We start from the raw sequence: 26,306 nt of genomic DNA, 5'->3' as shown, positions 1-26,306 counted from the left end.
CGCAAGGCCGCGACGTCCGCGGGTGCGGCCACCGCCGCCGCCGCCGCGACGGCCGCGCGCGCCAGGACGTCGGCGCCCGCCGCCCCCGAGGCGTCCGAAGACGCGGCGTCCGTGAGCGTGGACACGGCGTCTGCGAGCGTCGACGCGCCCGCGGCCCGTGAGTCCGACGCGGCAGGTGGCTCCGGAGCCGGACGTTCGGGGGCCACCTCTGCGGGAACGCGGGACACCACGGCTGCCGTCGGATCGAACTCCGGTTCTGCGAAGCCGAGTTCGGGATGGCCCATCGTGCCGGACCCGGACCGGCCGCCTCGGCCGGCGACGCCGCCCCGGGCGCCGCTCACCGACGTGGTGCCGAAGCGGACGCTGGTGATCATCGCCGTCGTCGTGGTGCTCGCCGTGCTCGGGACGGTGCTCGCGCTCACCCTCGGTGGCGGCGACAACGGCTCCGGGGACAACAAGAAGGGCGGTTCCAAGGCCACCGCCTCGAGCAGTGCGACTGCCGGGAGCGGGAGCAAGGGCAACGGAAGCGGCGGCGGTACACGTACGGACAACGGCAGATCGAGTGGCTCGACGACGACCGGGTCGGACCAGGAGAACACCGGGGCCGGTTCGGCGGCGAGTGCGAGTGCGAGTGCCAATGCGGCGTCCGGTTCGTCGGGCGGCGCCGGTGCGGCGACGACGTACAAGGGCAGTCAGGGGTATTCGATCGGGCTGCCCGCGGGCTGGAAATACCAGTCGTCGGACGCCGCGGGCGACCGTTTCACCGGCCCCGACGGGCAGAAGCTGCTCATCGGCTGGACGTCCTCACCGCCGAGCGACCCCGTGGCGGACTGGAACAACCAGGAGCGCTATATGACGCGCTCCCAGTACAAGCGGATCAGCATCGCGAAGGTGGATTTCCGTGGCTGGAACACGGCCGACTGGCAGTTCACCTATGTCGACGGCGGTACGACATACCAGGTGATCGACCGCGGATTCCGGGTCAACTCGCATCAGGGCTACGGGCTGATGTACACGGCGAAGGCGGCCGACTGGGACGGCGATCTGCGCAAGAACACCTGGAACACGCTGACCCAGACCTTCCAGCCGAAGTCGTGACGTACCGCGTGGCGAACTGACGTTCCGTGCCGTCGTGTACCGGGGAGATATGACATCCCAGGGATGCAGGTTGCCCCCGGCACGTATCGTGAGGGATTGCGGACCGTACGCAGCCGGAACGGGGCGCAACGCGAACGGAATTGACCAACCGGGCGGCCGGGGGAGGCATCGTGGACGACTATGCGGGACGGGTACTCGCCGACCGCTACCGCCTGCCGCTGCCGCCCTCCGACGAGTACGAGTTCGCCGAGACCCGGGCCTTCGACAGTTACAGCGGGCAGGAAGTCCTCGTACGGCAGGTGCCGCTGCCCGAGGTCGTCGAGGCGGAGGTGCTCGACGCGGACGGACTGCCCGAGGGGTTCGTGCCACGGGACGGCCGGGCCCGCGGCGCCTCCGCCCGGCCGACGGCCACCCGCCGGCCCACCGACCCTGCCGTACGGCGCGCGATCGAGGCCGCGCAGGCCGCCGCGCAGATCCCCGACCACCCGCGGCTGGACCAGGTCTTCGATGTGTTCGCCGAGGGCGGCTCGCTGTGGATAGTCAGCGAACTGGTGGCCGCACGGCCGCTGGCCGCGCTGCTCGCGGACCAGCCCCTGACGCCCTACCGAGCGGCCGAGGTCGCCTCCGACGTCCTCATGGCGCTGCGCGTGCTGCACGCCCACGGCTGGGTGCACCGCAACATCACCGCGCGCACGGTACTCATCTGCGACGACGGCCGTGTGATGCTGACGGGCCTGGCGGCCGGGGCGGCCGAGGAGGCGCTGTGCGGGTATGACCCGGTTCCGGCTCGGGAGTTCGAGACGGGCCCCGGTGCGCCCGAGCGGAGCGCGGACGCACCGGTCGCCGGGGACGGCAGGCCCGGTGGAGCGGGCGGCGGCTCCGGCGGTCTCCTGGGGCCAGGTCGCGGCATGCCCGGTGCCGGCTCGTACGGGGGGACCGCGCAGGGCATGGACCCCGAGGCCGCGCGGCGGGCCGCGATCGAGGCGCGGGTGAACGGCACGCCTCCCGGCGGCGGTGCACCCGGCGGCGGTGCACGCGGTGGCGGTGCACCCGGTGGCGGTGTGCCCGTCGTGGCACCCCGCGCGCTGGAGTCGGCCGATGACGTGCGGGCGGCACGCGCCGGGGCGATCGCGGCGTACCGGGCCGGGGCCCGGGCCGCGGCGCGGGTGCAGGAGGAACGGCGTGGCGGCCGGGCTGCGTTGCCCGCGCCCCGCCCAGCGGACGCAGATGTCACGACACCGCCGCTGACGCCCGGGCCGGGGGCGGAACACCTCCCCGGCACCCCGCCGCCGGGGCAGATCGCCGACCCGTACGGAGTGGGCCGTACGACCTCCTGGCACGGCGCGGTACCACGCCCGGCAGCGCCCGCCACCGACGGCCGGGACCGCACCGCACTGCCCGGCGGCACACCCGAGCCCCAGGGCGCGGGCGGCAGCGGCCCGCACGGAAATGGCGCCCCCGTCCCCGCAGGCAGCGGCACTCCCTCCACCCCCACCGCCCCCTGGAACCACCGCGGCCCCAGCACCGCGCTCGCCGCCGAGCGTGCGCGGCAGGCGAGGATGGCCGTCGTCGGGCCTGTCACCGAGCGGTGGGCGCCCGAGCAGGCCGGGCCCGTGCACGAGAACTGGCAGCTGGCCCCGCCGATCGGGCCCGCGACCGACCTCTGGGCGCTGGGCGCGCTGCTCTTCCGGGCCGTGCAGGGGCACGCGCCCTACCCCGAGGAGAACACCGCCGAACTCGTCCAGCTCGTCTGTGCCGAACCGCCCGCATTCGCCGAGGAGTGCGGGCCGCTGCGTCCGGTCGTGGAGTCGCTGCTGCGTCAGGACCCGACCGAGCGCCTGGACTTCGAGGAGCTGCGCGGCTGGCTGCGCTCCCTCGTACGGTCCGCGCCGGAGCCGGAGGCGGGCGCGCACGTCGTCGCGGCACCGCCCGTCGACCCCAGCCGGCTGCCGATCGTACGGCGTCGCGGTGAGCTGGTCCGCCGGCGCCGCGCAGGGCTGCCCGCGACCACCCACGCCCGCCACAAGCGCGGCAAGGACGAGCGGGTGCACAAGCCCCGCAGGCTCGGCCGCACCCTGCTCCTGCTGATCCTGCTCGCGCTGGCCGCGGCGATCGCGTACGCCATGGTTTTCATGCCGAAGGCCGGAACCGGCAGCGGAAGCGGCAGCGGTACGGCGGGTGAGCGCACCGGTGCCGCCGGAGACGTCAGCCCCGCCCCGCGACGGACCGGTACGGGCAGCACCCAGCAGCCGGGTCAGGGCGGCTCCAAGAGTCCCTCGCAGTCGGCCGGTTCCCCGCAGACGCAGACCAGCGACACCGAGGTCGCCCAGGGCTTCACGCTGCGCCAGGACCCCGAAGGCTTCCGCGTCGCCGTGGCGAACGGCTGGAGCCGTACGCCGAAGAACGGCAGCGGTCAGGTCGTCTACTCCCAGGGCGACTTCGAGCTGATCGTCGTACCCGGACGGGACGGCACGAGCAGGTACGGCAGCGATCCGCTGACGTACCAGCGGGAGTCGGAGCCCGAACTGCAGCCGTTCCGCGACTCGTCCTGGGCCACCTCCAGCGGGATGCGGCGCATCGACGTCGGCGGACGCACCATGGCCGAGGGGCAGTTCACCTGGACGGACGCGAACGGGCGCGAGCTGTTCGTGCGCAACCTCGCCCTCCTCGTCGGCGGCCGCTACCACGTGGTGCAGGTCCGCGGCCCGGACGCCGAACGGGACGAGGTGACACGGCTGTACGAGCAGGCGGAGCAGACGTACCGGGCGACCGGCTGAGCGGTCGCTCCGAGCGGTCGACACGCGCAGTAAGCATGAGGGGCCGGGTGCATCGACGTCCGATTGCGCTGAGTGTGCGGTGGTTCCATCCCGTACGTGGAAGGGAGAACCGTCACAGGACGGTCTCCGTTATGACCCCGCCGGTTCCCTGTGCGGTGGGTGCTCTTTAGTCTGACCTCCGTCAAGACCATTGCGGGGCAACGTGAATCAGATGCAAGGCCTGCTGCTCGCGGGCCGCTATCGGCTTGTCGACTCGATCGGCAGCGGTGGCATGGGCCGGGTGTGGCGCGCCCACGACGAGGTGCTGCACCGGGCAGTGGCCATCAAAGAGCTGACGGCCGCACTCTACGTCACGGAGAGTGACCGCGCGGTGCTCCTCGCCCGGACCCATGCCGAGGCGCGAGCCGCCGCGCGCATCAACCACTCGGCCGTGGTCACGGTCCACGACGTCCTGGAGCACGACAACCGGCCGTGGATCGTCATGGAGTTGGTCGAGGGCGGCTCGCTGGCCGACGCGGTCAAGGAGCACGGCCGTGTCGACCCCGTCGAGGCCGCGCGCATCGGGGTGTGGGTGCTGCGCGCGCTGCGCGCCGCGCACTCCGCGGGTGTTCTGCACCGGGACGTGAAGCCCGGCAACGTCCTGCTCGCCGCCGACGGGCGTGTGCTGCTCACCGACTTCGGGATCGCGCAGGTCGAGGGCGACACGACCATCACGCGTACGGGAGAGATCGTCGGGTCCGTCGACTACCTCGCGCCCGAGCGCGTCCGCGGTCATGACCCGGGCCCCTCCTCCGACTTGTGGGCGCTCGGCGCCACGCTGTACACGGCGGTGGAGGGCAGGTCGCCGTTCCGGCGGACCTCACCGCTGACCACCATGCAGGCCGTGGTCGACGAGGAGCCGGCATCGCCCAGGTTCGCGGGCGCGCTGGAGCCGGTGATCACGGCGCTGCTGCGCAAGGACCCGGCGCAGCGGCCCGACGCGGCGCAGCTGGAGCAGATGCTGGCCGAGGCCGTGGAGGGACGGCGTCCGAAGGCGGCGCAGGAGTACGTCCCGACGCAGCACGTGGACCTGAGCCGCACCGGGACCACGACCACGCACGTGGCGCGCCCCCGGGACGCCCATGCCCCGGAGACGGCGGGCGGCACCCTGCACCAGCCCCCTGCGACGCCCGCGCCGCGCAGGCGCCGTCGGCGCCGTACGGTCGCGCTCGTCCTCGCGCTGGCAGCGGTCGTCGGAGCGGGGGGCGCGGCGGCCGTGTACTACGCCAAGGGCCTGACCAGCAGTACCGTTACGTCCGCCGACACATCGTCCGCCGCCACGCCGTCCGCCTCCAGCACGCAGCAGGCGACGAGTGCCGACCCGGACGGCTGGGTGCGGGTGAAGGATCCCGCGGGCTTCAGCCTCGCACTGCCCGGCAAGCAGTGGAAGCGCAAGAAGTTCGACGAGAACCAGACCGACTACACGCCCGACGGCGGAAAGCACTTCATACGCATAGCCATCGACACCTCACCGGACTTCGACGCCGGGTACGACCACCAGATCGACCTGGAGCAGCAGCTCCAGCGGCTGGTCGACTACCAGCGGGTGACTCTGGAGAAGAACATCTACCGCGACCGCCCGGGCTCCCTGTGGGAGTACACGTGGACCGCGCTGGCGAAGGACACGCCGTTCCCGGGGCCGCGCCACGCGATCGAGGAGACGTACATCTCCCGCGAAGGCGTCGAGTACGCCGTCTACATGTCCGGCCCGGCGGCGGACTGGACGACGACCCACGAACAGTTCAACGCGGTACTGCGGGGGTGGCGTCCGCCGTCCGGCTGACGGACCGGGCACCGGCGCGCCCCCTCGTACGCCCCCCGTACGCCATCCGCACCCCGCCCGTACGCCCTCGTACGTCGCTTGTCGGCCACGGTCGGGACGCTCTCCCGGAGCGTTGACCTCCGGTGCGGCATGATGGGGCTCATGGGGACCGAGGGGGAGAACGTCCGTGTGATAGCGGGACGCTACCGGCTGGAGGAGCGGATCGGCCGGGGCGGCATGGGCGTTGTCTGGCGGGCGGCCGACCAGCTGCTCGGCCGGCAGGTGGCGGTCAAGGAACTCGTCCTCGACGCCTCGCTCTCCGCCGAGGAGGCCCGCCTCCAGCGCGAGCGCACCCTGCGCGAGGCACGCGCGGTCGCCCAGCTGCGGCATCCGCACATCATCGTCGTCCATGACGTCGTGGAGCACGACGAACGCCCTTACATCGTCATGGAGTTGATCGACGGCGGCTCACTCGCCGAACGCATCGGCACAAACGGCCCCGTCGACGCCCGCGAGGCCGCCCGTATCGGCATCGCCCTGCTGGGCGCGCTGCGGCGCGCGCACGGCGCGGGCGTACTGCACCGCGACCTCAAGCCCGCGAACGTCCTGATGGAGGCGGGCACCGACCGCGTCGTCCTCACCGACTTCGGTATCGCGCAGGTGGCGGGCGCCACGACGCTCACCGAGAGCGGCTCCTTCGTCGGTTCGCCCGAGTACACCGCACCCGAGCGGATGTCCGGCGACCGAACCGGGCCCGCGTCCGACCTGTGGTCGCTGGGCGCGCTGCTGTGCGCCGCCCTGAGCGGGGAATCGCCCTTCCGCCGAGACTCGTTGGGCGGCATCCTGCACGCGGTGGTCGTCGACGAGATCCGTCCGCCCGCGCAGGCGCAGCCGATCCTGCCCGTCGTACGGGGGCTGCTGGAGCGCGATCCCGACCGGCGCCTCGACGCGGCCGAGGCGGAGCGCCTGCTGCGGGAGTTCCTGGAGACGGGGCGGACGCCGCGGGTGCCGGTGCCGTACACACCGACGGAGCGGGATGTGCCCCGGCGCGCGGTGCCGCCGCCTCCGCTTCCGCCGGTGCGGGAGGTGCCCGAGGCCGCGACACCTCCGGCGACCGATGTGCCGCGGAACGCGAAGCAGTCCGCGCGCGGCGTGCTCGTGGCGGCCGCCCTGGTCGCGGCCATGGCGGGCGCGGGCGTCTCGGCGGCGGCGCTGCTGATGCACGACGGCGGCAGCGGCGGGAACACACCCGCGAGTTCGGGGCCGCCGCACATGTCGGTGAGCGCCGGTCCGTCGCATCCCTCGTCCCAAGGGCCCTCGCCCGCGCCCACGGTCACCGTGACACGCTCACCGGCGTCGGTGTCCGCGTCGGCGTCGGCAGCCGACCACAAGGCGCCCTCGGGGTACCGGCAGGTGCGGGACCCGGACGGGTTCACGCTCGCCGTGCCGGACGGCTTCACGCGCAGTCCGCAGGGTGAGCGGATCTTCTACTTGTCGCCGGGGCAGACCTTCCGCATCGGCATCAAGATGGCGGACCCCGAACCGGGCGGCCCGATCGGGGTGATGCGGGCCGCGGACGCCGACGGCCCGTCCACGAACCCGGGTTACCACGACGGCCAGGTCACCGAGACCTCGCACGGCGGAAATCCTGCCGCGCTCTGGGAGTTCTCCTGGAACGGCTACACCGCGGCCGAGGGCCCCCGGCACACATACGACCTGTGCTGGGAGCAGGGCGGCCGGATGTACGACGTCTGGGTGTCGGCGCCGGTCGGCAAGATTCGGGAGGCAAAGGAGTACTTCGACGTGGCGGTGGACACGTTCGTACCGGCGTAAAAGGGAGATAAGTTGCGCGGTGCGTCACGGGTCTGTGACCGGAACCGGACGGGGGTGGCTGACGGAGCACCCGGCGCGCTAAGCATGAACGCATGAGCAACTACGGGGGAGGGCCTCACCGGTCCGACGAGCCGACGAGTTTCGGGCTGCAACCGCCGCAGCCGGCGGTGCCGTACCCGGGAAACCCGTACGCCCGGCCCCAGCCGGCACAGACGGGCCCCGAGCCGCACAACGCCCCCACCCAGGTCGTGCCCGAGCCGCCACGGGACCCGGGTGCCGGGCGGCTCATCGCCGGACGCTACCGGCTGCTCGCGAAGCTCGGCCATGGTGGCATGGGCACGGTGTGGCGGGCCAAGGACGAGACGGTGGACCGCGAGGTCGCCGTCAAGGAGCCCCGTGTCCCCGACCACCTTCCCGAGCGTGAACAGGCCAATGCCTTCGAGCGGATGCGCCGCGAGGCCCGGGCCGCTGCCCGTCTCGACCACCCCGCGGTCGTGAACGTGCACGACGTGGCGGTCGTGGACGGCCGGCCGTGGATCGTGATGGAGCTGGTGCAGGGCCGCTCCCTGGGCGACGTGCTCCAGGAGGGCACGCTCGGGGTCCGCGAGGCGGCGAGGGTCGGCCTGGAGGTCCTCGGCGCGCTGGAGGCCGCGCACGCGGCGGGCATCCTGCACCGCGACGTGAAGCCGGACAACGTCCTGCTCGGCCGGTACGACCGCGTGGTCCTCACCGACTTCGGCATCGCCCAGATCGAGGGCGAGACGAACCTGACGGACACGGGCGGCATTGTCGGCTCGCCCGAGTACATCGCGCCGGAACGGGTGCTGGGCCAGCGCCCCGGCCCGGCGTCGGACCTGTGGTCGCTGGGCGTGGTGCTGTACGCGGCGACGGAGGGCGTCTCGCCGTTCCGCCGCAGCAACACCCCTGCCACGCTCCAGTCGGTCCTCAACTCCACCCCGGCGGCTCCGGCCGCGGCCCGCGGTCCGCTCGGCGACGCCATCAACGGCCTGCTGGACAAGGACCCGGCGCGCCGCCCGCATGCCCCCGAGGTCCGCCGGCTGCTGGAGGAGGCGGCGCGACCGCAGCAGCCGACGCAGCCGGTGCCACCGGCCGTCCCCGGCGGCAGGGGCATCCGCCTCGGCCACAAGGCGCTGCTCGGGATCGGCGCCGGGGTGGTCGCTGCGGCGGTGGCGGTGTACCTGGTCGTCGCGGACCCGTTCGCGGGTCCGCTGCCGGACGGCTGGAAGCTGCGGCAGGAGAAGGCGCTGGGCGCCACACTGGCGGTGCCGGCGGACTACCGGGTGAGCAGGCCGGCGAAGGACGCCACCGACAAGAACCAGGTGACGTACACCGACTGGAGCGGCAGCATCTGGATCGACCTGCATCTGGCGAAGAAGTCCGAGGACTCCTCCCATCGGATCAAGGACTCGTCCGCGGCCGAGATGTACGCCGACAACGGCGAGTTCAAGGACAGCGGCGCCTACGAACTGAGCATGCCCCAAGGCCCGAAGACCGACCCCGAGCAGACCACGTACCACGGCAGGCAGTCCGCCGAGAACACGGTCGTCTACACGACCAACGACAGCCAGAACCCGCGCCCCCGCGAGGTGAAGATCTTCTACTTCAAGAACTCCGCGGGGAACATGTACAAGCTCACGGTCGGCTACCCGGGCAAGGGCGACTTCACGGAACGCGGCCGCGACGTGGCGAGGACGGCGATCGCGAACCTGGAGATCGACACGCTCTGACCGCCGTCCGGGGAGGGCGGCAGGGGACGGTCCACTCACCGAGCCGGAGTTCGCCGCTCCAGGTGCCCGGGGCGAGCTCGGAGACTGGCACGTGGACGGTGAACAGGCCGGAGTGCGGGGACTGCACGACGGGGAGGACGGCGGTCGCACCGCCGTCCGCGGTGAGGGACGCGCCGAGCGCGCCCACCGGGTACGCGCCGAGCGCGCCCACCGGGTACGCGCCGAGCGCGCCCACCGGGTACGCGCCGAGCGCGCCCACCGGGTACGCGCCGAGCGAGCACCGCCCGGTGACCTGCAGCTCGGCGGGGGAGCCGGCGTTCCAGCGGACGGCACCGAACGTGAACCGCGACCGCACACGGTGCTTCTTCTCACCGACGCCTAGGGTGTGGTTGCCGTGCGGCTCGGTGGTGTAGCGGGTGAGGGCGCGGGCGCCCCGGGCCGTGTCCACCGACACCACGTACCAGACGCAGGGGCAGCGTTACCGGGTCATGCAGCTGCTGATCGTCACCGCCGCGCGGGAGTACTACGCGCTGCGCGTGGACATGCCCAAGGGCACACCGGACGAGGAGCGGGGAACAGCCCTGTTCAATGGAGCCCGGGAGCGTCTGAAAGTCGGCACAGCCATGCTGGGCTCCTGACAACTCGCTGATCAGTGCATTTGCTGCCAGCGGTCACTGGCGCGATGTGGACGCCCGGTGAAGGCCCGTTACCGACGGGTACCCAAACGGTCCGTCCCGGCATACCCTGCGCCTCATGACGGACTCGCAGGCCCCGGAGAAGGCCACAGACAAGACCGGTACGGGCACGGTCGGCACCAACCCCCTGGCGCCCGCCCCTGCCGGCACCCGCACCGCCGTCGACGTGGTCACGCCGGAGCTGGTCGCCCAGCTCACCAAGGGCGTGGTCGGTTCCGGCCGCACTGCCAACCACACGCCGTTCACCGGCGAGAAGCTGGCCGACCTGCCAGAGTCCACGCCCGAGGACGTCGCGGAGGCGTTCGCGCGGGCTCGCAGGGCCCAGCCGGCCTGGGCCGCCACGCCCATACGGCAGCGCGCCGCCGTCCTGCTGCGCTTCCACGATCTGGTGCTCGCCCGCCAGGCCGAGGTCCTCGACCTCATCCAGCTGGAGACCGGCAAGGCCCGCCTCCATGCCCACGAGGAGGTGCAGGCCGTCGCCGTCGCGGCCCGGCACTACGGCCGCAAGGCGTCCTCGTATCTGAAGCCGAAGCGGCACACGGGTGCCGTACCGACGCTCACGCGCGTCACCGAACTGCGCCACCCGCGCGGTGTCGTCGGTCAGATCGCCCCCTGGAACTACCCTCTGGAACTGTCGGTCGGCGACGCGTTGCCCGCCTTCGTCGCGGGCAACGCCGTGGTGATGAAGCCGGACACGGAGACATGTCTGACCGCGCTGTGGGCGCGCGACCTGCTGATCGAGGCCGGGCTGCCCGCCGAGGTCTTCCAGGTCGTCATCGGCGACGGCCCGGTCGTGGGCCCGGAGGTCGTCAAGCACGCCGACTACGTCTCCTTCACCGGCTCCACCCGCACCGGCCGCGAGGTCGCGCAGGGCGCCGCCGCCCGGCTCGTGGGCGTCTCGCTCGAACTCGGCGGCAAGAACGCCATGCTGGTCCTGGCGGACGCCGACATCGAGAAGGCGGCCGTCGGCGCCGTGCGGGCCTGCTTCTCGTCCGCGGGCCAACTCTGCATCTCCATCGAACGGTTGTACGTCCACGAGTCGATCGCCGACGCCTTCCTGGAGCGGTTCGTCGCCCGCACCAAGGCGATGCGGCTCGGTACGTCCCTCGCGTACGGCGCCGACATGGGCTCGCTGGTCGGCGAGCGGCAGTTGGAGACCGTGAGCCGGCATGTCGAGGAGGCCGTCTCCAAGGGCGCGAAGGTACTGGCCGGCGGAGTCGCCCGCCCGGACATCGGCCCGTACTTCTACGAGCCCACCATCCTCGACGGCGTCGAGGCGCCGATGTCGGTGTGCGCGGAGGAGACCTTCGGCCCGGTCGTGTCGATCTACCGTTTCAAGACGGAGGACGAGGCGGTCGAGCACGCCAACTCCACGGCGTACGGCCTGAATTCCTCGGTCTGGACGAAGGACGGCCGACGCGGCCGTCAGGTCGCGGCCCGCCTGCGCACCGGCACGGTCAACGTCAACGAGGGTTACGCGTCCGCCTACGGCAGCGTCCAGTCCCCGATGGGCGGCATGAAGGACTCCGGCCTCGGCCGCCGCCACGGCTCCGAGGGCATCCTCAAGTACACCGAGGCCCAGACCGTCGCCCACCAGCGACTGCTGCCGATGGCCCCGTCGCTGGGCATGGACGACGAGAAGTACGCGGCGTTCATGAGCCGCAGCCTGAGGGTGATGAAGGTACTGAGGCTGCGCTAGAGCATCCCCGAAAAGAGCGCGGGGAACTGCGCGAGCAACCAAAGACGGCCCGCACTGCACACGCAAAGGGGAGAACGCACGTGCCACAGGACGGTTACGACTACGACGTCATAGTCGTGGGCTCCGGCTTCGGCGGCTCCGTCACCGCCCTACGGCTGACCGAGAAGGGCTACCGCGTCGGCGTCCTGGAAGCCGGCCGCCGCTTCACCCGCGACTCCCTCCCCAAGAACTCCTGGGACCTCAAGAACTACCTGTGGGCGCCCGCCCTCGGCATGTACGGCATCCAGCGCATCCACCTGCTGGGCAACGTGATGGTGCTGGCGGGCGCCGGTGTGGGCGGCGGCTCCCTCAACTACGCCAACACCCTCTACGTACCGCCGAAGGCGTTCTTCGACGACCCGCAGTGGAAGGACATCACCGACTGGCAGGAGGAGCTGAAGCCGTACTACGACCAGGCGCGGCGCATGCTGGGTGTGCGGCTCAACCCGACGATGACCCCCTCGGACGTCCACCTCAAGGCGGCCGCCCAGCGGATGGGCGTCGGGGACACCTTCCACATGGCGCCGGTGGGGGTCTTCTTCGGTGACGGAGAGGACGCGGACGGAACGGCCAGGGCCAGGCCCGGAGCAGAGGTCCCGGACCCGTACTTCGGCGGCGTCGGCCCCTCCCGCCGGGCGTGCACCGAGTGCGGTGAGTGCATGACGGGATGCCGCCACGGAGCGAAGAACACCCTCAACGAGAACTACCTCCACCTCGCCGAGAAGGCGGGCGCGGTCGTCCACCCCATGACGACGGTCGTGTCGGTCACGGACGACTCGCGGGGCGGGTACGCCGTCGCGACCCTGCCGACGGACGAGAAGCGCAAGGGGAAGGGCCGGATCTTCAAGGCCCGGCGGGTCGTCCTCGCGGCCGGCACATACGGTACGCAGACCCTGCTGCACCGCATGAAGGAGAACGGCCAACTGCCGTACCTCTCCGACCGGCTGGGCGAGCTGACCCGCACCAACTCCGAGGCGCTGGTGGGCGCGCAGACCGACAACCGCCGCTACCGCAGGGCGCACGGCACGGCGAAGGCGGACTTCACACAAGGCGTGGCGATCACGTCATCGATCCACCCGGACGAGAACACGCACATCGAGCCGGTCCGCTACGGCAAGGGGTCGAACGCGATGGGCGGTCTGTCGATCCTCCAGGTCCCGTACGCGGAGGGCTCCTCCCGGGCCCTGGCGTGGCTGGCGAACGCGGCGCGGCACCCGTGGCTGATGGTGCGCTCCCTCTCCAACCGCCGCTGGTCGGAACGGACCATCATCGGCCTGGTGATGCAGTCGCTGGACAACTCCCTGACGACGTACCTGAAGCCGAAGGGCGCGGGGAAGGGCCTGCTCACGGCCCGCCAGGGGCACGGTGCGCCCAACCCGAAGCAGATCAGGGCGGCGTCGGAGGCGGCGTCCGCGCTCGCCGCCGAGATCAACGGTTTCGCGGGCAGCAACGTGGGCGAACTGATGGGCACGCCCCTGACCGCGCACTTCCTCGGCGGCTGCCCGATCGGCGCCTCACGCGAGACGGGCGTGATCGACCCGTACCACCGGCTGTACGGCCACCCCGGTATCTCGGTGGTCGACGGCGCGTCGGTATCGGCGAACCTGGGCGTCAACCCTTCGCTGACGATCACCGCCCAGGCCGAGCGGGCGATGTCGTACTGGCCGAACAAGGGGGAGGCGGACCCGCGTCCGGCGCAGGGGGCGGCGTACGAACGCCTCAAGCCGGTGGAGCCGCGCCAACCGGCGGTGCCGGCAGAGGCGTTCGGCGCGCTGCGGCTGCCGTTCCTGGGCATGCCGGCCGTACCGCCGAAGAAGTAGCACACACGGAAGAAGGACCTGTGCCCCCCTCCGAGCCCAGGTCCTTCTTCCTTTGTGCGGGGCGCGCTTGGCGCCCTACGCAGTCCTTGTACGGATGCCGGCTTTACGCGGCGTGGCCACCCGTCTTCCGGCGCCGCACCGCGAACACGACACCGCCACCGGCGACGACGGCGACACCGCCGACGAGGCCGATGATCGGGAGCGCGGAGGAGGAACCGGTGGAGGCGAGGCTGCCGGTGGCCGGGATCTCGGCGGCACCGCCCTGCGGCTGCTTGCCGCCGGCCGGCTTCTGACCCTTGCCGGGCTTGGCGTGGCCCGGGTCGTTGTTGGTGCTGCCGGGCTTGAGGACGGTGAACTCGTAGTAGTCGAATGCACTGTGAGTGCAGTTCTTCTCCTGGTCCACGTATCCGCCCAGGCCCACGCTGTAGCCTGCCCCGGCAGGGGCCTTGGCCGTGATGTTGACCCGCAGCTTGATGTCGACCGTCTGCTTGGCTCCCAGCGGCGTCTCCCCGAAGTAGAAGCCGTTGCCGATTTCGTCCGCGAGGGACTCCCAGGCCTTGGTCGCAGGGTTGAAGTACTCGAGCTGAGCGTAAGTGCTCAGCCAGTCCTTCTCGTTGTCGCTCTCCGCATCGTTGTCGATGGCCGCGAGCCACTGCACCTGGCCGAGGGACTGGTCGCTGTGGTTGGCCGCGGTGAGCTTGAAGTTGTGCCAGCCGCTGCCCGCGACGATCTTGCCCGGAAGGCCGGAGACGGAGATGGTCAGCTGGGAGTCCGGGTCGTCGATGCCGTCGGAGCAGGGCGTCGGTGGGCTGGTCGGCTCCGCACTCCGGGTCGGCGTGGCCGACGTGGTGGCCGACGCGGACGACTTGCCCGCGGGCGACGAGGCGGTCGGCGTCGACGAGGACGTCCCCGTGTTCTCGGTCGCGGCCGGCGTCGTGGTGCTGGTCTCGGACGCGGAGCTGCTCGGCGACCCGCTGATGCTCCCCGCCGGGGTGACGGAGGCCGTCGGGCTTTCCTCGGCGAAGGCGGCCGGCGCCGACAGCAGCGCGAGCGGGGCTATGGCGGCCGTGGCCGCCGCAGCGGCCAGGGCACGACGAAGCTTCATGAAGACCTCGAAAAGTCCGGTGGTGCCGCCCCGGTGCGGCACACACATCTTGGGGGAGGCCTCCGCGTGTGGGGCGCGGGTGTGGCCCGTGATTCGGTACATGTGACCTGTGCAACCTGTGAATGGTTGCCCTCGTATTCACAGGGAATTTATGTGGGCTGAGTCACATGCGGGTGCGCCTTGTGAACACCCTTTGACTCCCCGTACAACTGACCCTCGTGTCTGACCAGCACTCAGAGGAACCCTCCCTCCCCGACGACGTCTGGGAACGATTCGCCCGCGACACCGAGCGCGACATCCGCGCCTCCGCGCCCAAGGAACCGTCCGCACGCGCGCGCATGGTGACCGAGCGGCTGCGGCAGCAGGACGCCCAGGGGGTGAGCCCCGAGGGCTGGCGCGCCCCTCCGGCCGCCGCCCGCCGGACGCGCCGTCGCGTGTGGACGGTGCTCGGTCTGCTGCTCGTGCTCGCGGTCGGCGTGGTGGCCATGAAGCCGTCGTTGATCCCCGGCGATCCGTTCGGCACCCGTTCCGGCGGGAAGGCGTCCCCGCTGCCCGTCGAGACCGCGCGCCCCACCGCGCCGCCCTCCGCCGCGGACCCGGACACCCCGACCCTCGACCACCCCTTCGCCGGCTCCCCGGCCCTGCGCTGGGCGGACGGCGCGGCCGGGGTCGTGCTGCCGCCGGCCACCGCGGTCGGTTCGTTCTCCAAGGCCCAGGTGGCCACCGCACTGCAGCAGACGAAGGCCTTGCTCGTCGACGCGAACCTCAACCCCAAGACCCTGCTCGGCGGTCGTCCAACGGCGGCGCTCGGGGTGCTGGACCCCAAAGAGCCGGACGTCCTCGACAACCTGAACCGGTCCCTCACCACCCCCGACAAGAAGTACGACCCGCTGCTGCTCTTCAGCCGCTTCGATCCCGGCGAGGTGCGGCTCGTGGGGACGGTCGTCAAGGTCCGCGGCCGCATCACCTTCGCCCCCGGCGAGCAGGCCTCGGTCCGCATCCACGCCGACTACACCTTCGTCTACCCGCTGTCCCGGGGCGACTCCAAGGAGGTGGCCCGCACCATCGTGCGCCGCGTCGTCGAGACCGAGCTGGTCGACCCGGCGAAGTACACGGTCACACCGGGCAAGCTCCAGCTCATCCGCTACGACGAGTCCTCCGGCAACTCGGCCTGCGGCGTCCACGACGGATTCCTGCACCCGCAGTTCCCCTCGACGGCCCCCACGGGCACCGCACCGTCGGGCCCGACGACCGACCCGTACGACCGCAGCCGGGACCTGGGCCAGGGGGACGACCGCACGTGCGGGACGGTGTCGCGGACCTAGGGCCTGTTCTGAGTTCCCCGTCGCCCGCGCCGCGCGGACGACGGGGAACTCAGAACAGGCCCTGGTCGAACCGGAACGCGTGCTTGGACAGGCCGTCGTAGATGTGAGCCTGCAGCAACTCCGGCCTCCCCGGGCAATCGGCCTCACCCCGATAGACCGCCACCAATGAGTCGGGACCTCGCCACCAGGCGTCGGCAACGCCCGCCACCAGCGACACCGGCTCCAAGGCGTCGAGATCAAGGCCCTCCACGGCCTCTCCCGACACCGAGGTGATCCTCTGCGCCGACCTCGCCGCGTGGTGAGCGAGGGCCACGGACTCGACCCAACCTTCGACACTGGAATGCAGCGGGGTCCATCGGTCGCCGTGGATCCCGACCTCGCCGCGTGGTGAGCGAGGGCCACGGACTCGACCCAACCTTCGACACTGGAATGCAGCGGGGTCCATCGGTCGCCGTGGATCCCGAACTCGCCATCAGGGCCGATCAGGAAGCTGAACGAGAGGGAACAGCGCTGGTCCCCTGCCGGGAGCCACCAGCCTTCTTCCGGGGAACCTTCAGGAAGGTCCGCGCTGAGCACGCGAGGTCCGCCTTCGTACCAGGGCGCCGGAGGCAGCACGAGCCCGCCCCATCGCATCTCGTACTCCGCCACCCGATCGATGACTGCGCCCGGAATACCCAAATCCAGCCACTTCGTTCGAAATCGCTCCACGGGTAGCCGCCCTACCCGGACAGCGTGAAGGTGAAGGAAGGAGTCGGCCATCCGGCTCAGCCCCTCGGGCACCTCGGTGACATGGTGGCTCACGCGCCGCAGCGTAGTCCGGACAGCTCGCGACCGGGCCATGCCTGGCCCACCGCCCCAACGCCGCAGGGCGAACACCGGCTGATGCGGCCACCAGGACCTGGGGGACCCTGAAGGGCAGGTGAAAGGGCAGGTGAAAGGGCAGATGAAAGGGCAAGCGAAGGGCCCCGCGGCGGGGGGAACCCCCGCTCGGGCTGAGCCGAGAGGGCGGGGGAGTCCGCGGGGCCCTTCTCCGTCAGCACCGACGTCAGGGCAGCGCCGGTGCCTGGGAGCGGCGCCGGGGGGTTGCGCCGCTTGCCTGCGTGACCGCCGGTGGTGCGCCCGGCGCGCTCGGGGAGCGCGCGTGGTGTCGACCATTGGCAGTCGGGTGGGGGAGCGATGCAGTTGTCTGCCGGGGACTCGAGTCCTCGAGGACTCGGGGCTGTCCGGTTGTCTGTACTTCTGCCGACGGGTTGTTCTTCGCATCGTGCTGGATGGGTCACGGCCTGCGCAACCGTTTCGGCCACCCTTGAACAGATTCCGCCGGTCGGCCCCGGGCGTCCCCGGAGCCGGCCGTTCTCTTGGGTGACCGGGCTGCTGTCCCCTGCCGCCCGGTCACAATCCTGGAGCGAGGTCCCACGACGCACAGCACGATCCGTACGCCTCACCGCTCCAGTGGAGCCACGCGTGGTTCTTTCGGGCCCGCCCCTGGCTGGCACGGACACTGGGACCAACGAACCCCGCGCGGGCCCGGTCACGCGCCGTACGGGTGAGTGGGCATGGGAACGTGGGTGCACTGGACGCCCGTCGTACAAGGATCTGCGCCCGTCGTCAGATGCGGCCCCGGCACAGCTCGAGCAGGGTCATCGCCAGGGCGGTGCCGGGCTTGCCGAGGGCCTCCCGGTAGCGGCCGAGGACCTCCATCTCGCGGGAGAGGTTCACCCGGCGTCCGCCGGAGGCGATACGGGCCTCCTGGATGACGGCGGAGACCGCCATGCGCTCCTGGATGAGTCCGATGATGCGGTCGTCGAGGGCGTCGATGCGTTCGCGGGCGCCGGAGATCACTTGGACGGCCTCGGGGGTGCGGGCGCCGGTCTTCTCGGCCGGCGTCTTCTCGGTCGCCGTCTCGTCGGCGGCCCTCTGCTCGCTGCTGATGGTGGTCATGTCCGGGTCTCCTCAGGATCGGTGTCGGGATGAGGTGCCCCGGATCGGTACGGTCCGCAAACGCCAGGCGCCCCGGACCGTATCGGCCCGGGGCGCCTGGGAAGTCGCTTGTCAATTGCTCAAGCAGCACGACCATGGCATCCGGCGGGCCGGTTGCCATAGGTAAAGACGAAGGTCGGGTGCGTGAGCATGGGCTCAGTATGCCGCGGTTGCAGGCCGTGTCCAAGCAGGCTCGGATGGTGAGAGGGCACGAGCAGGCGGATGGAGTACTCGCTGAAGCGGGAGGGTGCTTCCGGCCACCCCGTTAGAATCGCTTCTACAGCCCCCTGTCAAGCCGCCGGAAGGCAACCCGTGTCATCAGCGACAACCGCCGCCCCCGACACCGTCCTGGTCGTCGACTTCGGCGCGCAGTACGCCCAGCTCATCGCCCGTCGCGTCCGCGAGGCCCGGGTCTACAGCGAGATCGTGCCGAGCACCATGCCGGTCGAGGAGATGCTCGCCAAGAACCCGGCGGCCATCATCCTCTCCGGCGGCCCCTCGTCGGTCTACGAGGAGGGCGCCCCGACCGTCGACCGCTCTCTGTTCGAGGCCGGAGTCCCCGTCTTCGGTATGTGCTACGGCTTCCAGCTGATGGCCCAGGCCCTCGGCGGCACGGTGGTCAACACGGGGGCGCGCGAGTACGGCCGTACGGCGCTGGCCGTCTCCAGGCCGTCCTCCACCCTCTTCGAGGGCACTCCCGCAGAGCAGTCCGTCTGGATGTCCCACGGCGACGCCTGCTCCGCCGCCCCCGAGGGCTTCACCGTCACGGCGTCCACGGACGTCGTCCCGGTCGCCGCCTTCGAGAACGACGAGCAGAGGCTCTACGGCGTCCAGTACCACCCCGAGGTCATGCACTCCACGCACGGCCAGCAGGTGCTGGAGCACTTCCTGTACCGCGGCGCGGGCCTGACCCCGACCTGGACCACGGGCAATGTGATCGAGGAGCAGGTCGAGGCGATCCGCGAGCAGGTCGGCACCAGGCGCGCCATCTGCGGTCTGTCCGGCGGCGTGGACTCCGCCGTCGCCGCCGCCCTCGTGCAGAAGGCCATCGGCTCCCAGCTGACCTGCGTGTATGTCGATCACGGCCTGATGCGCAAGGGCGAGACCGAGCAGGTCGAGAAGGACTTCGTCGCGGCCACCGGCGTCCAGCTGAAGGTCGTCGACGCGGAGGAGCGCTTCCTCACCGCACTCCAGGGCGTCTCCGACCCCGAGGAGAAGCGGAAGATCATCGGCCGCGAGTTCATCCGCGTCTTCGAGCAGGCCCAGGCGGAGATCATCGCCGAGGCCGGCGAGAGCGGCGAGCCGGTCGAGTTCCTCGTCCAGGGCACCCTCTACCCGGACGTGGTCGAGTCCGGTGGCGGCACCGGCACGGCCAACATCAAGTCCCACCACAACGTGGGCGGCCTCCCCGAGGACCTCGAGTTCAAGCTCATCGAGCCGCTGCGCAAGCTGTTCAAGGACGAAGTCCGCATGGTCGGCCAGGAGCTCGGCCTGCCGGAGGAGATCGTCCAGCGCCAGCCCTTCCCGGGCCCTGGCCTCGGCATCCGCATCGTCGGCGAGGTCACCAAGGAGCGGCTCGACCTGCTCCGTGAGGCCGACGCCATCGCCCGCGAGGAGCTGACCGCGGCCGGTCTCGACCGCGAGATCTGGCAGTGCCCGGTGGTCCTGCTCGCCGACGTCCGCAGCGTGGGCGTCCAGGGCGACGGCCGGACGTACGGCCACCCGATCGTGCTGCGCCCGGTCTCCTCCGAGGACGCCATGACGGCCGACTGGTCCCGGCTCCCGTACGACGTGCTCTCGAAGATCTCGACCCGGATCACCAACGAGGTCCGCGACGTCAACCGCGTCGTCCTCGACGTGACCTCGAAGCCGCCGGGCACCATCGAGTGGGAGTGAGCCCCTTCGCGCTCAGGTCCGCTTGAGGGTGCGCACCGGCTCTCCGGGCTTCCAGATCTCGACGACCAGATAGGTGTCGTCCTCGACGTAGGTCCGTACGACCTCCGTCAGCTCGGTGCGGAAGAGGTGGAACGGCTGCGGCGGTTCCACCTCTTGCATGTAGGCGCCCTTCGTTCCGGCGTCCTCGACCTCGATGGCCCGCCCGCTGATCCGCACGTCGCCGCCGGCCATGTCGGTGCCCGGCCCCGGGTTCGACTGCAGCGCGAAACGCGGGTCACGGTGCAGATCCAGCGCCTTGAGCGAGCCCGGCATCATGCCGAGCCACAGTTCGCCGTGCAGGAAACGGACCTCCAGACCTGAGGTCCGGGGCGAGCCGTCCTTGCGGAGGGTCGCCAGGACATGATGGGTGCTGTGTTCTGCGGGGGACATCTCCGCACCCCCGCCGCCGAAGCGCGCCTCGGCGATCTCGGCGAGTGCGGGTGCGGCGGAAGCGAAAGCGGACCAGTTCACGGGGCTCGTACGGCTCATACGACCGAGTCTCGCGCCCATATCCGACATCTTCTGTCCGGTATTCCGGCCCGGAAAGCAGGTAACGGTTGCGCACTCTCTTCACGGAACGCCCCTGTTCTCCTGCGGAGACCGACGGTAACTTCCGCTCCGTAAAGGAACCCAGTGCTGGAGGACACATGCACGGGCCGACCCCGCCGCTTCCCCTGCCCACCGATCAGCTGCAGTTCGCCATGCCGCCGATGCACGAGTCGCTGGACGACGAGCGACAGCACCGGAAGGAACGGCTGGCCGGAGCACTGCGGATCTTCGGACGGCTCGGCTTCGAGGACGGGGTCTCCGGGCACATCACCGCACGCGACCCCGAATGGAGCGACTGCTTCTGGGTCAACCCGTTCGGGATGCCGTTCAAGCACGTCACCGTGAGCGACCTGGTGCTGGCCAACCAGGACGGGCAGGTGATCGACGGCCGCTACCACGTGAACCAGGCGGCGTTCACCGTGCATGCCCAGGTGCACGCCGCCCGCCCCGATGTCGTCGCGGTCGCCCACTGCCACTCGGTGCACGGGCGGGCCCTGTCCGCACTCGGCGACCTGCTCGACCCGATCACGCAGGAGTCCTGCGCCTTCTACGAGGACCACGCCCTCTACGACGCCTACACCGGCGTCAACGTGGACGCGGAGGAGGGACGCCGGATCGCGACCGCGCTCGGCTCGCGCAAGGCGCTCGTCCTGCGCAACCACGGGCTGCTGACGGTCGGCGACTCGGTGGACGCGGCGGCCTGGTGGTTTGTCTCGATGGAGCGCTCCTGCCAGGTCCAGCTGACCGCCAAGGCGGCGGGACGGCCCATGCTGATCGACCACCGGCAGGCGGTGGCGACGCGGGAGCAGCTCGGCGGGGACCTGGTGGCCTGGATCAACTACCAGCCGCTGTGGCAGGACATCAGCCGCAGCGAGCCGGATCTGCTGAGCTGACGGCGGTACCGGGGGTGGTCAGAAGCCGCGCAGTACGGCCGCCTTCGTCGCCGCGAACTCCTCGTCCGTGAGGACGCCCTCGCGGTGCAGTTCCCCCAACTCCCGCAGTCGGCGAAGGAGTACGTCGTGGTGGTCGGCGGACGGCGGCACGGCGGCGGCGAGCTGCGGGCGCTCCAGATGGTCCACCGCACGGCTGGAGGGATGCGGCAGACGGGCCGTGACCGCGGTTGCGACTAGGGCGGTGAGCAGATCGCGGCGGGCGCTGCCCCACAGGTCGAGGGCGTACGGGTCCTTCTCGGCCGGCAGTTTGGAGAACACGGTCTCGCGCGTGACGAAGCGCAGGAAACCGTCCTCGTAACCCGAGTTGGGCAGCCACTCGACCTGGACCAGGTCCCCTGTGTTGATGATGCGCGGGCCGGTCGCGCGCTTCACCCGGTCGGAGGTGTCGCTCCAGTCGATCCGTACCTTGGCACCGTCGAAGGAGACGGTGCCGTCGCTGGACCGGACCGAAACGGGGACGGGCGGCCCGGGGAGAAGATAGGCCTTGGCCGGTTCCTTGGGGATCTGCTCCAGCAGCAGACAGTGGCGGATCTCCTCCGCGATGTACTCGGCGACGCCGGAGCGGTCGATGTCCACGGTCAGCCGGTACGGATCCGCCGCGTCCGGCAGCCGGCCGCCCGTCGCCTGGAGCAGCGGATCGGCGCCCTCGCGCAGCCGGAGCCGGAGTCGGCCGCGCTTGCGTTCGGGCTCGAAGACGACGCCGGCGATCGCTTCCAGGGGCACGGCGATCTCCCCGTACGTCTGCCGGAACAGCGGCACCGAGCGGTGGAGCCCCGGCGTGATCCGGACCGTGCTGCCGTCGAAGGCCCAGGTCCCGTCGCGCTGGATGATCTCGGCCATAGGGAAATTCTCGCAGCCTGGTCAACAGGGGGTTTTCGACGACGGTCAACCAAGGGCTCGCTCTTTCACCCGCCCGGACCGGACCAGGCGAACGCGGGGCGTGTTTCGTAGGGCACAATTCGCTGTCGTCGCACGGCAGTTGTACGGCGGTTGGAGAGCGCTTGCAAGGCGTGGCCGTCCGGCCGGCCGTGCGGACGAAGAGCCCGTCCGGGAGGCGGCCGGGCGGGGGTGTCCGGCCGTACGGCGGCCGGATGCCGCATGGTGATCCGGCGCGGGAAGGCGGCAGCGGGCGTGGCGGTGCAGGAGGCGAGGCAGGGCACGGGGCGCGGGAGCGGTCCGGGTGCGCACGACGGTGGCTGCACCTGCGGGGACTGCCCGCACGGCGCGCGTGAGGGGCACAGGCGCGCCGTTGCCGAATTCCTGGCGAAACGGGAGGAGTTCGCGTCCGGGCAGGGGCTGCCCTCGGCGGTCGCGCACTCCGTGTCCGCGTCCCGCCAGTGGGTGTCCGATGAGCTGACCCAGTCCGCGGACCTCGTCGCCGAGCGGAGCCGGGCCGACGGCGAGGCCTGGCTGGGCCGGCTGTGGCGGCGTACCGCGGCCTGGGTGTGGGGCGTGGTGGGCGTCCTGCTGCTGGTCCAGGCGCTGACGGCGATCGGCGCGGGGTGGTCCGTGGCGCGGACGGCCGGGCTGGTCGCGGCGGTGCTGGTGGGCTCCGCGCTGACCGCCGCGGGGTATCTGCACCGGGCGCGCGGCGGGGCGCTGGCGCCCGTCATCGGGGAGGACAACCGGCTGTCGACCTCCCGTGCGGTGGCGGCGAGTTGGGTGCTGTTCGTGGTGTACGCGGTGCTGGTGCTGGTCTGCGAGCTGGCCGCAGCCTCCGCGCACGGCCGGCGGGACGCGCTGATCGCCGGGCTCGACCTCGCGCGCGGGGTGGGCGTGGTGACCGTGATCGCGGTCGCGTGCGGAATCGCGGTGCTGGTGCGGCGCGTGGTCGGGCTGCGGGTGCTGGGCCAGCGCCTGCAGAAGGTGCGCGCCGACCGGCCGCGGGCGGCGGACCTGCTGACGGACGACTCCGGGCGGGGCAGCTTCGCGGACACGCAGTACGTGGTGACCAGCGCGGTCGCCCTGGCCTTCGCGGTGGTCCGGCTGGCCCGCCGCCCCGACCAGCTGCCCGACCTGCCGTGGGGCCTGGCACTGCTGGTGCTGGTCTCGGCGGCCACGTATCTCGCGGGCAAGTACGCGGAGGGCGGCCGTCCGGTGGTTCTCTCGGTGGTCCGCGCGCGGGAGGCGGGCGATCTGGATGCCCCGATCCGCACGGGCGACGACATCGAGATCCGCGGTGCCGGTTTCGTACCGCCCGGCGCCCAGAGCGCGGACCGGCTGTCCCGGATGGTGGTCCGCATCGGCGCGGTACACGTCCACGTCCCCCTGGTTCCGGTGCCCGGCGGCTTCAGCAACCCCACGGACACGCTCCTGACCGTGCCGGTACCGGCGGACGTGGAGCCCGGAAGAGTGGAGGTCCAGGTGGTGACCGCCGCGGGTGTGGAGACGAACAGGGTGGCCATCGATGTGACGGAGTGAGCCGACCCAGCCCCCATACGGGTGGGCTGAGGGGCGGAGCCCCCAGGGGCGGGATTTGACGGAAACAGGGTGCGCAGCCCTTGAGTGGCTGCCGCCTTTCGTACGTATGGTCTGTTGACACGTATGTTCTGTTGAGGGGTCAACGACAGGCGGGCGAGAGGCGGCAGACACGATGACTCATGGCATTCGCACGGACACCCACAGTCCCTATCTCGACGAAGGCCGCGCCTGGCGGGACACCGCCACCCGGTACGCCCTGCTCCCCCTGCGCGTCTTCCTGGGCGTCACCTTCATCTATGCGGGCCTGGACAAACTCACCAGCAGCGCCTTCATGCACGACTCCGGTTCCGGTTCCATCGGCGACATGATGCGCGGCGTGCGCGACTCGTCGGCGATCCCGGCCATGGTCGACCTCGCGCTGAAGAACCCCGTCGGCTTCGGCTACGCCATCGCCCTGGGCGAACTGGCCGTCGGCATAGGCACGCTCATCGGGCTGCTGTCCCGGCTCGCCGCGCTCGGCGGCGCGCTCATCTCACTGAGCCTGTGGCTGACCGTGAGCTGGTCCTCCAGCCCCTACTACTACGGCAACGACCTCCCCTACCTCATGGCCTGGCTCCCGCTGATCCTTGCCGGCGCCTCGGTTCTCTCCCTCGACGCCGCCATCCGCTCACGGCGGCGGCAACGCGCGGGCGAGTATCGCTAGGGCCTGTCCTCCGGAGCTGCGGGGCCGCCACCTCGCCGCTACGGGGCCGCCACCTCGTCCCGTTCGGCGTGCTGTTCCCTGCGGGCCGAGCGGCCCTTGCGTATCGCGCGGGTCAGCAGTCCCGTCACGGCCGCGAGGCACAGGCCGCCGTTGACGACCGGGAGGATCCCGAACCACGGAGTCTCCCAGGCCCCGGCCGCGTCCCCCAGGTAGAGGGCGCCCGCGGTGGCCAGGGCGACGCCAGCTATCAGCCGGCCGGGCTGGAACTCATGACGCAGCACGGGACACCTCCACCTGGCCCACGCCGACCTCGAGGCTGAGGTCGAGCGTGGCCGCGCTCTTCGTCCCGGACGCGGGGGCGAGCGTCAGCTGCCGGTGCTTGCCCGGCTGAACGTCCACGTCCTTCTTGTTGTCGCCCGGCAACTGGATGTCCCCGACTCCCGTGTCGATCTTGAGCTTCACCGTCGCGTTGGGCGGGACCACCACCTTGAGCTGGCCCGCGCCCACCTCCGCCCGGGTCGTCAGCGTGTCGTTCCTGCCGAGCTTCACATGGGTGAGGTCCAGGGTGCCGACGCCGGTGCCCAGTTCGTATCTCTCCTGGACGGCCGCCGCCGAGGCCGGTGCCCAGGTCGTGCGCGTCCAGTGCGTGCTGATGTCCTTCGGCAGGGCGGCGGACGCGGCGAGCAGACCTGCCGTGAGGATCGCGAGGAAGATCGAGCCCGCGCCCGTACGTCCCAGGAACGAGCTGACCGCGATGCCCACGCCGAACACGACGAGCGCGCAGGCCAGGCCCGTCTGCAGGCTGGTGCCGAGCACCTGGCCGTTCCAGGTCAGGCCGGTGCCCAGAGCGCCCGCGACCAGGGCGAGCAGAAACACCCAGCCGCCGATCCAACGCGGTCCCCGCGGCTTCGGCGGCTGCGCGGTCCGTATCTGCTGTGCGTACGCCATCTGCTGTGCGTACGACGAGCCGCGGGCGATGTTGACCGCCGCCGAGACGTCACGGCTGGGCGTGTCGGCCGGACCCCACAGATAGCCCGTGCCGCCCACGTGCGTGCCGTCCTTGACGATGGGGTCGCGCCACCAGGAGGGGTAGGAGGCGGGGACCGGCGGTGCCGTCGCCTCCGGCGGGGCGTCCGCCACGGCCTGCGCGGCGAGCAAGTCGGGGTCGGCGGCGCCGCGCTGGCGCGACCAGTACCCCGCGCCCGCGAGAAGCAGGGACAGTATGGTGGCGAAGGTCAGCACCCCGCCGTTCCTGAGCATCGACAGGAAGACTCCGCAGCCCACCAGGGCGAAGAGGACCGCGGCCAGGGCCTGCCCGTCGACGCGGCCCGTCAGCAGCTTGCGGATCTCGTTCTCCTCCTCGTCCTCGTACGGGACGAGGAGCCAGACGAAGCCGTAGAAGATGAGGCCGAGGCCGCCCGTCGCGGAGAGCACCGCGAGGACGATACGGAAGATCACCGGGTCCATGTCGCACTGCCGGGCCAGGCCCGAGCAGACGCCCGCCAGCATTTTGTACCGCTGGTCGCGCCGGAACCGGTCGGGGCCCTCGGCCACCGCGGTGCCGTCGTCCGCGGGGCCACCCGCGTCGGCCCCGTGCGCGCGCGGCTCCTCTCCCACGGCGCGCGCGGAGCCGCCGGACGTGGGGTCGCCGGCCGGGCCGGGCCCCGCGCCGGAGCCCCGCTCCGCGCCGAGGCCCCGCCCCGCTGCCGCGTGCTGCTGATCTGTCATGCGTCCATGGTCTCCGGCGCGGCGGCCCGGCGGCAGTCGGGACGACCCTGGCCGAACCCTGAAATCTGCCCTGACAGCCTCGGGGGAAGCGTTCGAT

21 protein-coding genes and 1 pseudogene are annotated in these 26,306 nt (G+C 71.5%); 13 read left to right on the top strand and 9 right to left on the bottom strand.

Going from position 1 to position 26,306, the window contains the following annotated elements:
* Positions 1-374, bottom strand: a pseudogene (locus ABT186_RS36045) (hypothetical protein); the annotation flags it as partial.
* On the opposite strand from ABT186_RS36045, the gene ABT186_RS36040 reads away from it, so the two are divergent.
* The 5 genes from ABT186_RS36040 (at position 346) to ABT186_RS36020 (ending at position 9,257) form a co-directional block, all read left to right on the top strand.
* Entirely contained in the window at positions 346-1,098 is a 753-nt protein-coding gene (locus tag ABT186_RS36040) for a serine/threonine kinase C-terminal domain-containing protein (RefSeq protein WP_351928671.1), read from the top strand. The pseudogene ABT186_RS36045 and the gene ABT186_RS36040 overlap by 29 nt on opposite strands.
* Positions 1,099-1,268: 170 nt before the next feature.
* On the top strand, positions 1,269-3,875 hold the full coding sequence (locus ABT186_RS36035) for a serine/threonine kinase C-terminal domain-containing protein (protein ID WP_351928669.1): 2,607 nt from the start codon (positions 1,269-1,271) through the stop codon (positions 3,873-3,875).
* Between the two features lie 211 nt (positions 3,876-4,086).
* Entirely contained in the window at positions 4,087-5,697 is a 1,611-nt protein-coding gene (locus ABT186_RS36030; protein WP_351222749.1) for a serine/threonine-protein kinase, read from the top strand.
* 141 nt (positions 5,698-5,838) lie between these two features.
* Positions 5,839-7,509 carry a serine/threonine-protein kinase gene (locus ABT186_RS36025; RefSeq protein WP_351928667.1) on the top strand — a complete coding sequence of 557 codons (1,671 nt, stop codon included), beginning with the start codon at positions 5,839-5,841 and terminating at the stop codon, positions 7,507-7,509.
* A gap of 92 nt (positions 7,510-7,601) precedes the next feature.
* Complete coding sequence (locus ABT186_RS36020) at positions 7,602-9,257, top strand: serine/threonine-protein kinase (RefSeq protein ID WP_351928665.1); 1,656 nt, start codon at positions 7,602-7,604, stop codon at positions 9,255-9,257.
* Here ABT186_RS36020 and ABT186_RS36015 read toward each other — a convergent pair.
* Positions 9,193-9,705, bottom strand: a complete 513-nt coding sequence (locus tag ABT186_RS36015) for a hypothetical protein (protein ID WP_351928663.1) — start codon at positions 9,703-9,705, stop codon at positions 9,193-9,195. The genes ABT186_RS36020 and ABT186_RS36015 overlap by 65 nt on opposite strands.
* Here ABT186_RS36015 and ABT186_RS36010 point away from each other — a divergent pair.
* The 3 genes from ABT186_RS36010 (at position 9,698) to ABT186_RS36000 (ending at position 13,510) form a co-directional block, all read left to right on the top strand.
* Positions 9,698-9,895 (top strand): hypothetical protein, encoded by a 198-nt coding sequence (locus tag ABT186_RS36010; protein ID WP_351928661.1) that lies wholly within the window; start codon positions 9,698-9,700, stop codon positions 9,893-9,895. The genes ABT186_RS36015 and ABT186_RS36010 overlap by 8 nt on opposite strands.
* 115 nt (positions 9,896-10,010) lie before the next feature.
* Positions 10,011-11,651 (top strand): succinic semialdehyde dehydrogenase, encoded by a 1,641-nt coding sequence (locus tag ABT186_RS36005; protein WP_351928659.1) that lies wholly within the window; start codon positions 10,011-10,013, stop codon positions 11,649-11,651.
* Between the two features lie 80 nt (positions 11,652-11,731).
* Positions 11,732-13,510: a GMC family oxidoreductase N-terminal domain-containing protein gene (locus ABT186_RS36000; protein ID WP_351928657.1), complete on the top strand. Its 1,779-nt coding sequence runs from the start codon at positions 11,732-11,734 to the stop codon at positions 13,508-13,510.
* Positions 13,511-13,613: 103 nt separating this feature from the next.
* Here the strand turns inward: ABT186_RS36000 and ABT186_RS35995 are convergent, their stop codons facing one another.
* Positions 13,614-14,717, bottom strand: coding sequence for an LPXTG cell wall anchor domain-containing protein (locus tag ABT186_RS35995; protein ID WP_351222743.1), 1,104 nt, complete (start codon positions 14,715-14,717; stop codon positions 13,614-13,616).
* Positions 14,718-14,833: 116 nt separating this feature from the next.
* Here ABT186_RS35995 and ABT186_RS35990 point away from each other — a divergent pair, with 116 nt between their 5' ends.
* On the top strand, positions 14,834-15,940 hold the full coding sequence (locus tag ABT186_RS35990; RefSeq protein ID WP_351928655.1) for a hypothetical protein: 1,107 nt from the start codon (positions 14,834-14,836) through the stop codon (positions 15,938-15,940).
* Between the two features lie 49 nt (positions 15,941-15,989).
* Here the strand turns inward: ABT186_RS35990 and ABT186_RS35985 are convergent, their stop codons facing one another.
* On the bottom strand, positions 15,990-16,253 hold the full coding sequence (locus ABT186_RS35985) for a hypothetical protein (protein WP_351928653.1): 264 nt from the start codon (positions 16,251-16,253) through the stop codon (positions 15,990-15,992).
* Between the two features lie 1,295 nt (positions 16,254-17,548).
* Positions 17,549-17,881, bottom strand: a complete 333-nt coding sequence (locus ABT186_RS35980) for a chorismate mutase (RefSeq protein WP_351928651.1) — start codon at positions 17,879-17,881, stop codon at positions 17,549-17,551.
* A 351-nt stretch (positions 17,882-18,232) separates the two neighbouring features.
* On the opposite strand from ABT186_RS35980, the gene guaA reads away from it, so the two are divergent.
* Positions 18,233-19,816 (top strand): glutamine-hydrolyzing GMP synthase, encoded by a 1,584-nt coding sequence (guaA, locus tag ABT186_RS35975; protein ID WP_351928649.1) that lies wholly within the window; start codon positions 18,233-18,235, stop codon positions 19,814-19,816.
* 12 nt (positions 19,817-19,828) lie between these two features.
* On the opposite strand, the gene ABT186_RS35970 is transcribed toward guaA, so the two are convergent.
* Positions 19,829-20,344 (bottom strand): pyridoxamine 5'-phosphate oxidase family protein, encoded by a 516-nt coding sequence (locus ABT186_RS35970; RefSeq protein WP_351928647.1) that lies wholly within the window; start codon positions 20,342-20,344, stop codon positions 19,829-19,831.
* Positions 20,345-20,502: 158 nt separating this feature from the next.
* On the opposite strand from ABT186_RS35970, the gene ABT186_RS35965 reads away from it, so the two are divergent.
* Entirely contained in the window at positions 20,503-21,297 is a 795-nt protein-coding gene (locus ABT186_RS35965) for a class II aldolase/adducin family protein (RefSeq protein WP_351928645.1), read from the top strand.
* An 18-nt stretch (positions 21,298-21,315) separates the two neighbouring features.
* Here ABT186_RS35965 and ABT186_RS35960 read toward each other — a convergent pair whose 3' ends face one another.
* Positions 21,316-22,197: a DUF4429 domain-containing protein gene (locus ABT186_RS35960; protein ID WP_351928643.1), complete on the bottom strand. Its 882-nt coding sequence runs from the start codon at positions 22,195-22,197 to the stop codon at positions 21,316-21,318.
* A gap of 291 nt (positions 22,198-22,488) precedes the next feature.
* Here ABT186_RS35960 and ABT186_RS35955 point away from each other — a divergent pair, with 291 nt between their 5' ends.
* Together ABT186_RS35955 and ABT186_RS35950 are read left to right on the top strand one after the other, a co-directional pair.
* Positions 22,489-23,778, top strand: coding sequence for a hypothetical protein (locus ABT186_RS35955; protein WP_351225985.1), 1,290 nt, complete (start codon positions 22,489-22,491; stop codon positions 23,776-23,778).
* A gap of 172 nt (positions 23,779-23,950) precedes the next feature.
* Positions 23,951-24,481, top strand: coding sequence for a DoxX family protein (locus ABT186_RS35950; RefSeq protein ID WP_351225967.1), 531 nt, complete (start codon positions 23,951-23,953; stop codon positions 24,479-24,481).
* A gap of 38 nt (positions 24,482-24,519) precedes the next feature.
* Here ABT186_RS35950 and ABT186_RS35945 read toward each other — a convergent pair whose 3' ends face one another.
* Positions 24,520-24,762, bottom strand: a complete 243-nt coding sequence (locus tag ABT186_RS35945; protein ID WP_351225965.1) for a hypothetical protein — start codon at positions 24,760-24,762, stop codon at positions 24,520-24,522.
* Complete coding sequence (locus ABT186_RS35940; RefSeq protein WP_351928641.1) at positions 24,749-26,209, bottom strand: PspC domain-containing protein; 1,461 nt, start codon at positions 26,207-26,209, stop codon at positions 24,749-24,751. The genes ABT186_RS35945 and ABT186_RS35940 overlap by 14 nt, the downstream gene beginning before the upstream one ends.
* Between the last annotated feature and the right edge of the window lie 97 nt (positions 26,210-26,306).

The organism is Streptomyces sp. NPDC001634 (assembly GCF_040298185.1).
Classification (GTDB): domain Bacteria; phylum Actinomycetota; class Actinomycetes; order Streptomycetales; family Streptomycetaceae; genus Streptomyces.
The sequence above is the reverse complement of the archived record's forward strand: the minus strand, read 5'-3'. Positions and strand labels throughout refer to the sequence as shown.

What these genes read in the sequence shown, in the direction of transcription:
- ABT186_RS36030 (WP_351222749.1), top strand. Translation starts at nt 4,087, where the DNA reads ATGCAAGGCCTGCTGCTCGCGGGCCGCTATCGGCTTGTCGACTCGATC.
- ABT186_RS35965 (WP_351928645.1), top strand. Translation starts at nt 20,503, where the DNA reads ATGCACGGGCCGACCCCGCCGCTTCCCCTGCCCACCGATCAGCTGCAG.
- ABT186_RS35970 (WP_351928647.1), bottom strand. Translation starts at nt 20,344, where the DNA reads ATGAGCCGTACGAGCCCCGTGAACTGGTCCGCTTTCGCTTCCGCCGCA.
- ABT186_RS35995 (WP_351222743.1), bottom strand. Translation starts at nt 14,717, where the DNA reads ATGTACCGAATCACGGGCCACACCCGCGCCCCACACGCGGAGGCCTCC.
- ABT186_RS36005 (WP_351928659.1), top strand. Translation starts at nt 10,011, where the DNA reads ATGACGGACTCGCAGGCCCCGGAGAAGGCCACAGACAAGACCGGTACG.
- ABT186_RS35940 (WP_351928641.1), bottom strand. Translation starts at nt 26,209, where the DNA reads ATGACAGATCAGCAGCACGCGGCAGCGGGGCGGGGCCTCGGCGCGGAG.
- ABT186_RS35980 (WP_351928651.1), bottom strand. Translation starts at nt 17,881, where the DNA reads ATGACCACCATCAGCAGCGAGCAGAGGGCCGCCGACGAGACGGCGACC.
- ABT186_RS35960 (WP_351928643.1), bottom strand. Translation starts at nt 22,197, where the DNA reads ATGGCCGAGATCATCCAGCGCGACGGGACCTGGGCCTTCGACGGCAGC.
- ABT186_RS35950 (WP_351225967.1), top strand. Translation starts at nt 23,951, where the DNA reads ATGACTCATGGCATTCGCACGGACACCCACAGTCCCTATCTCGACGAA.
- ABT186_RS36020 (WP_351928665.1), top strand. Translation starts at nt 7,602, where the DNA reads ATGAGCAACTACGGGGGAGGGCCTCACCGGTCCGACGAGCCGACGAGT.
- ABT186_RS36025 (WP_351928667.1), top strand. Translation starts at nt 5,839, where the DNA reads ATGGGGACCGAGGGGGAGAACGTCCGTGTGATAGCGGGACGCTACCGG.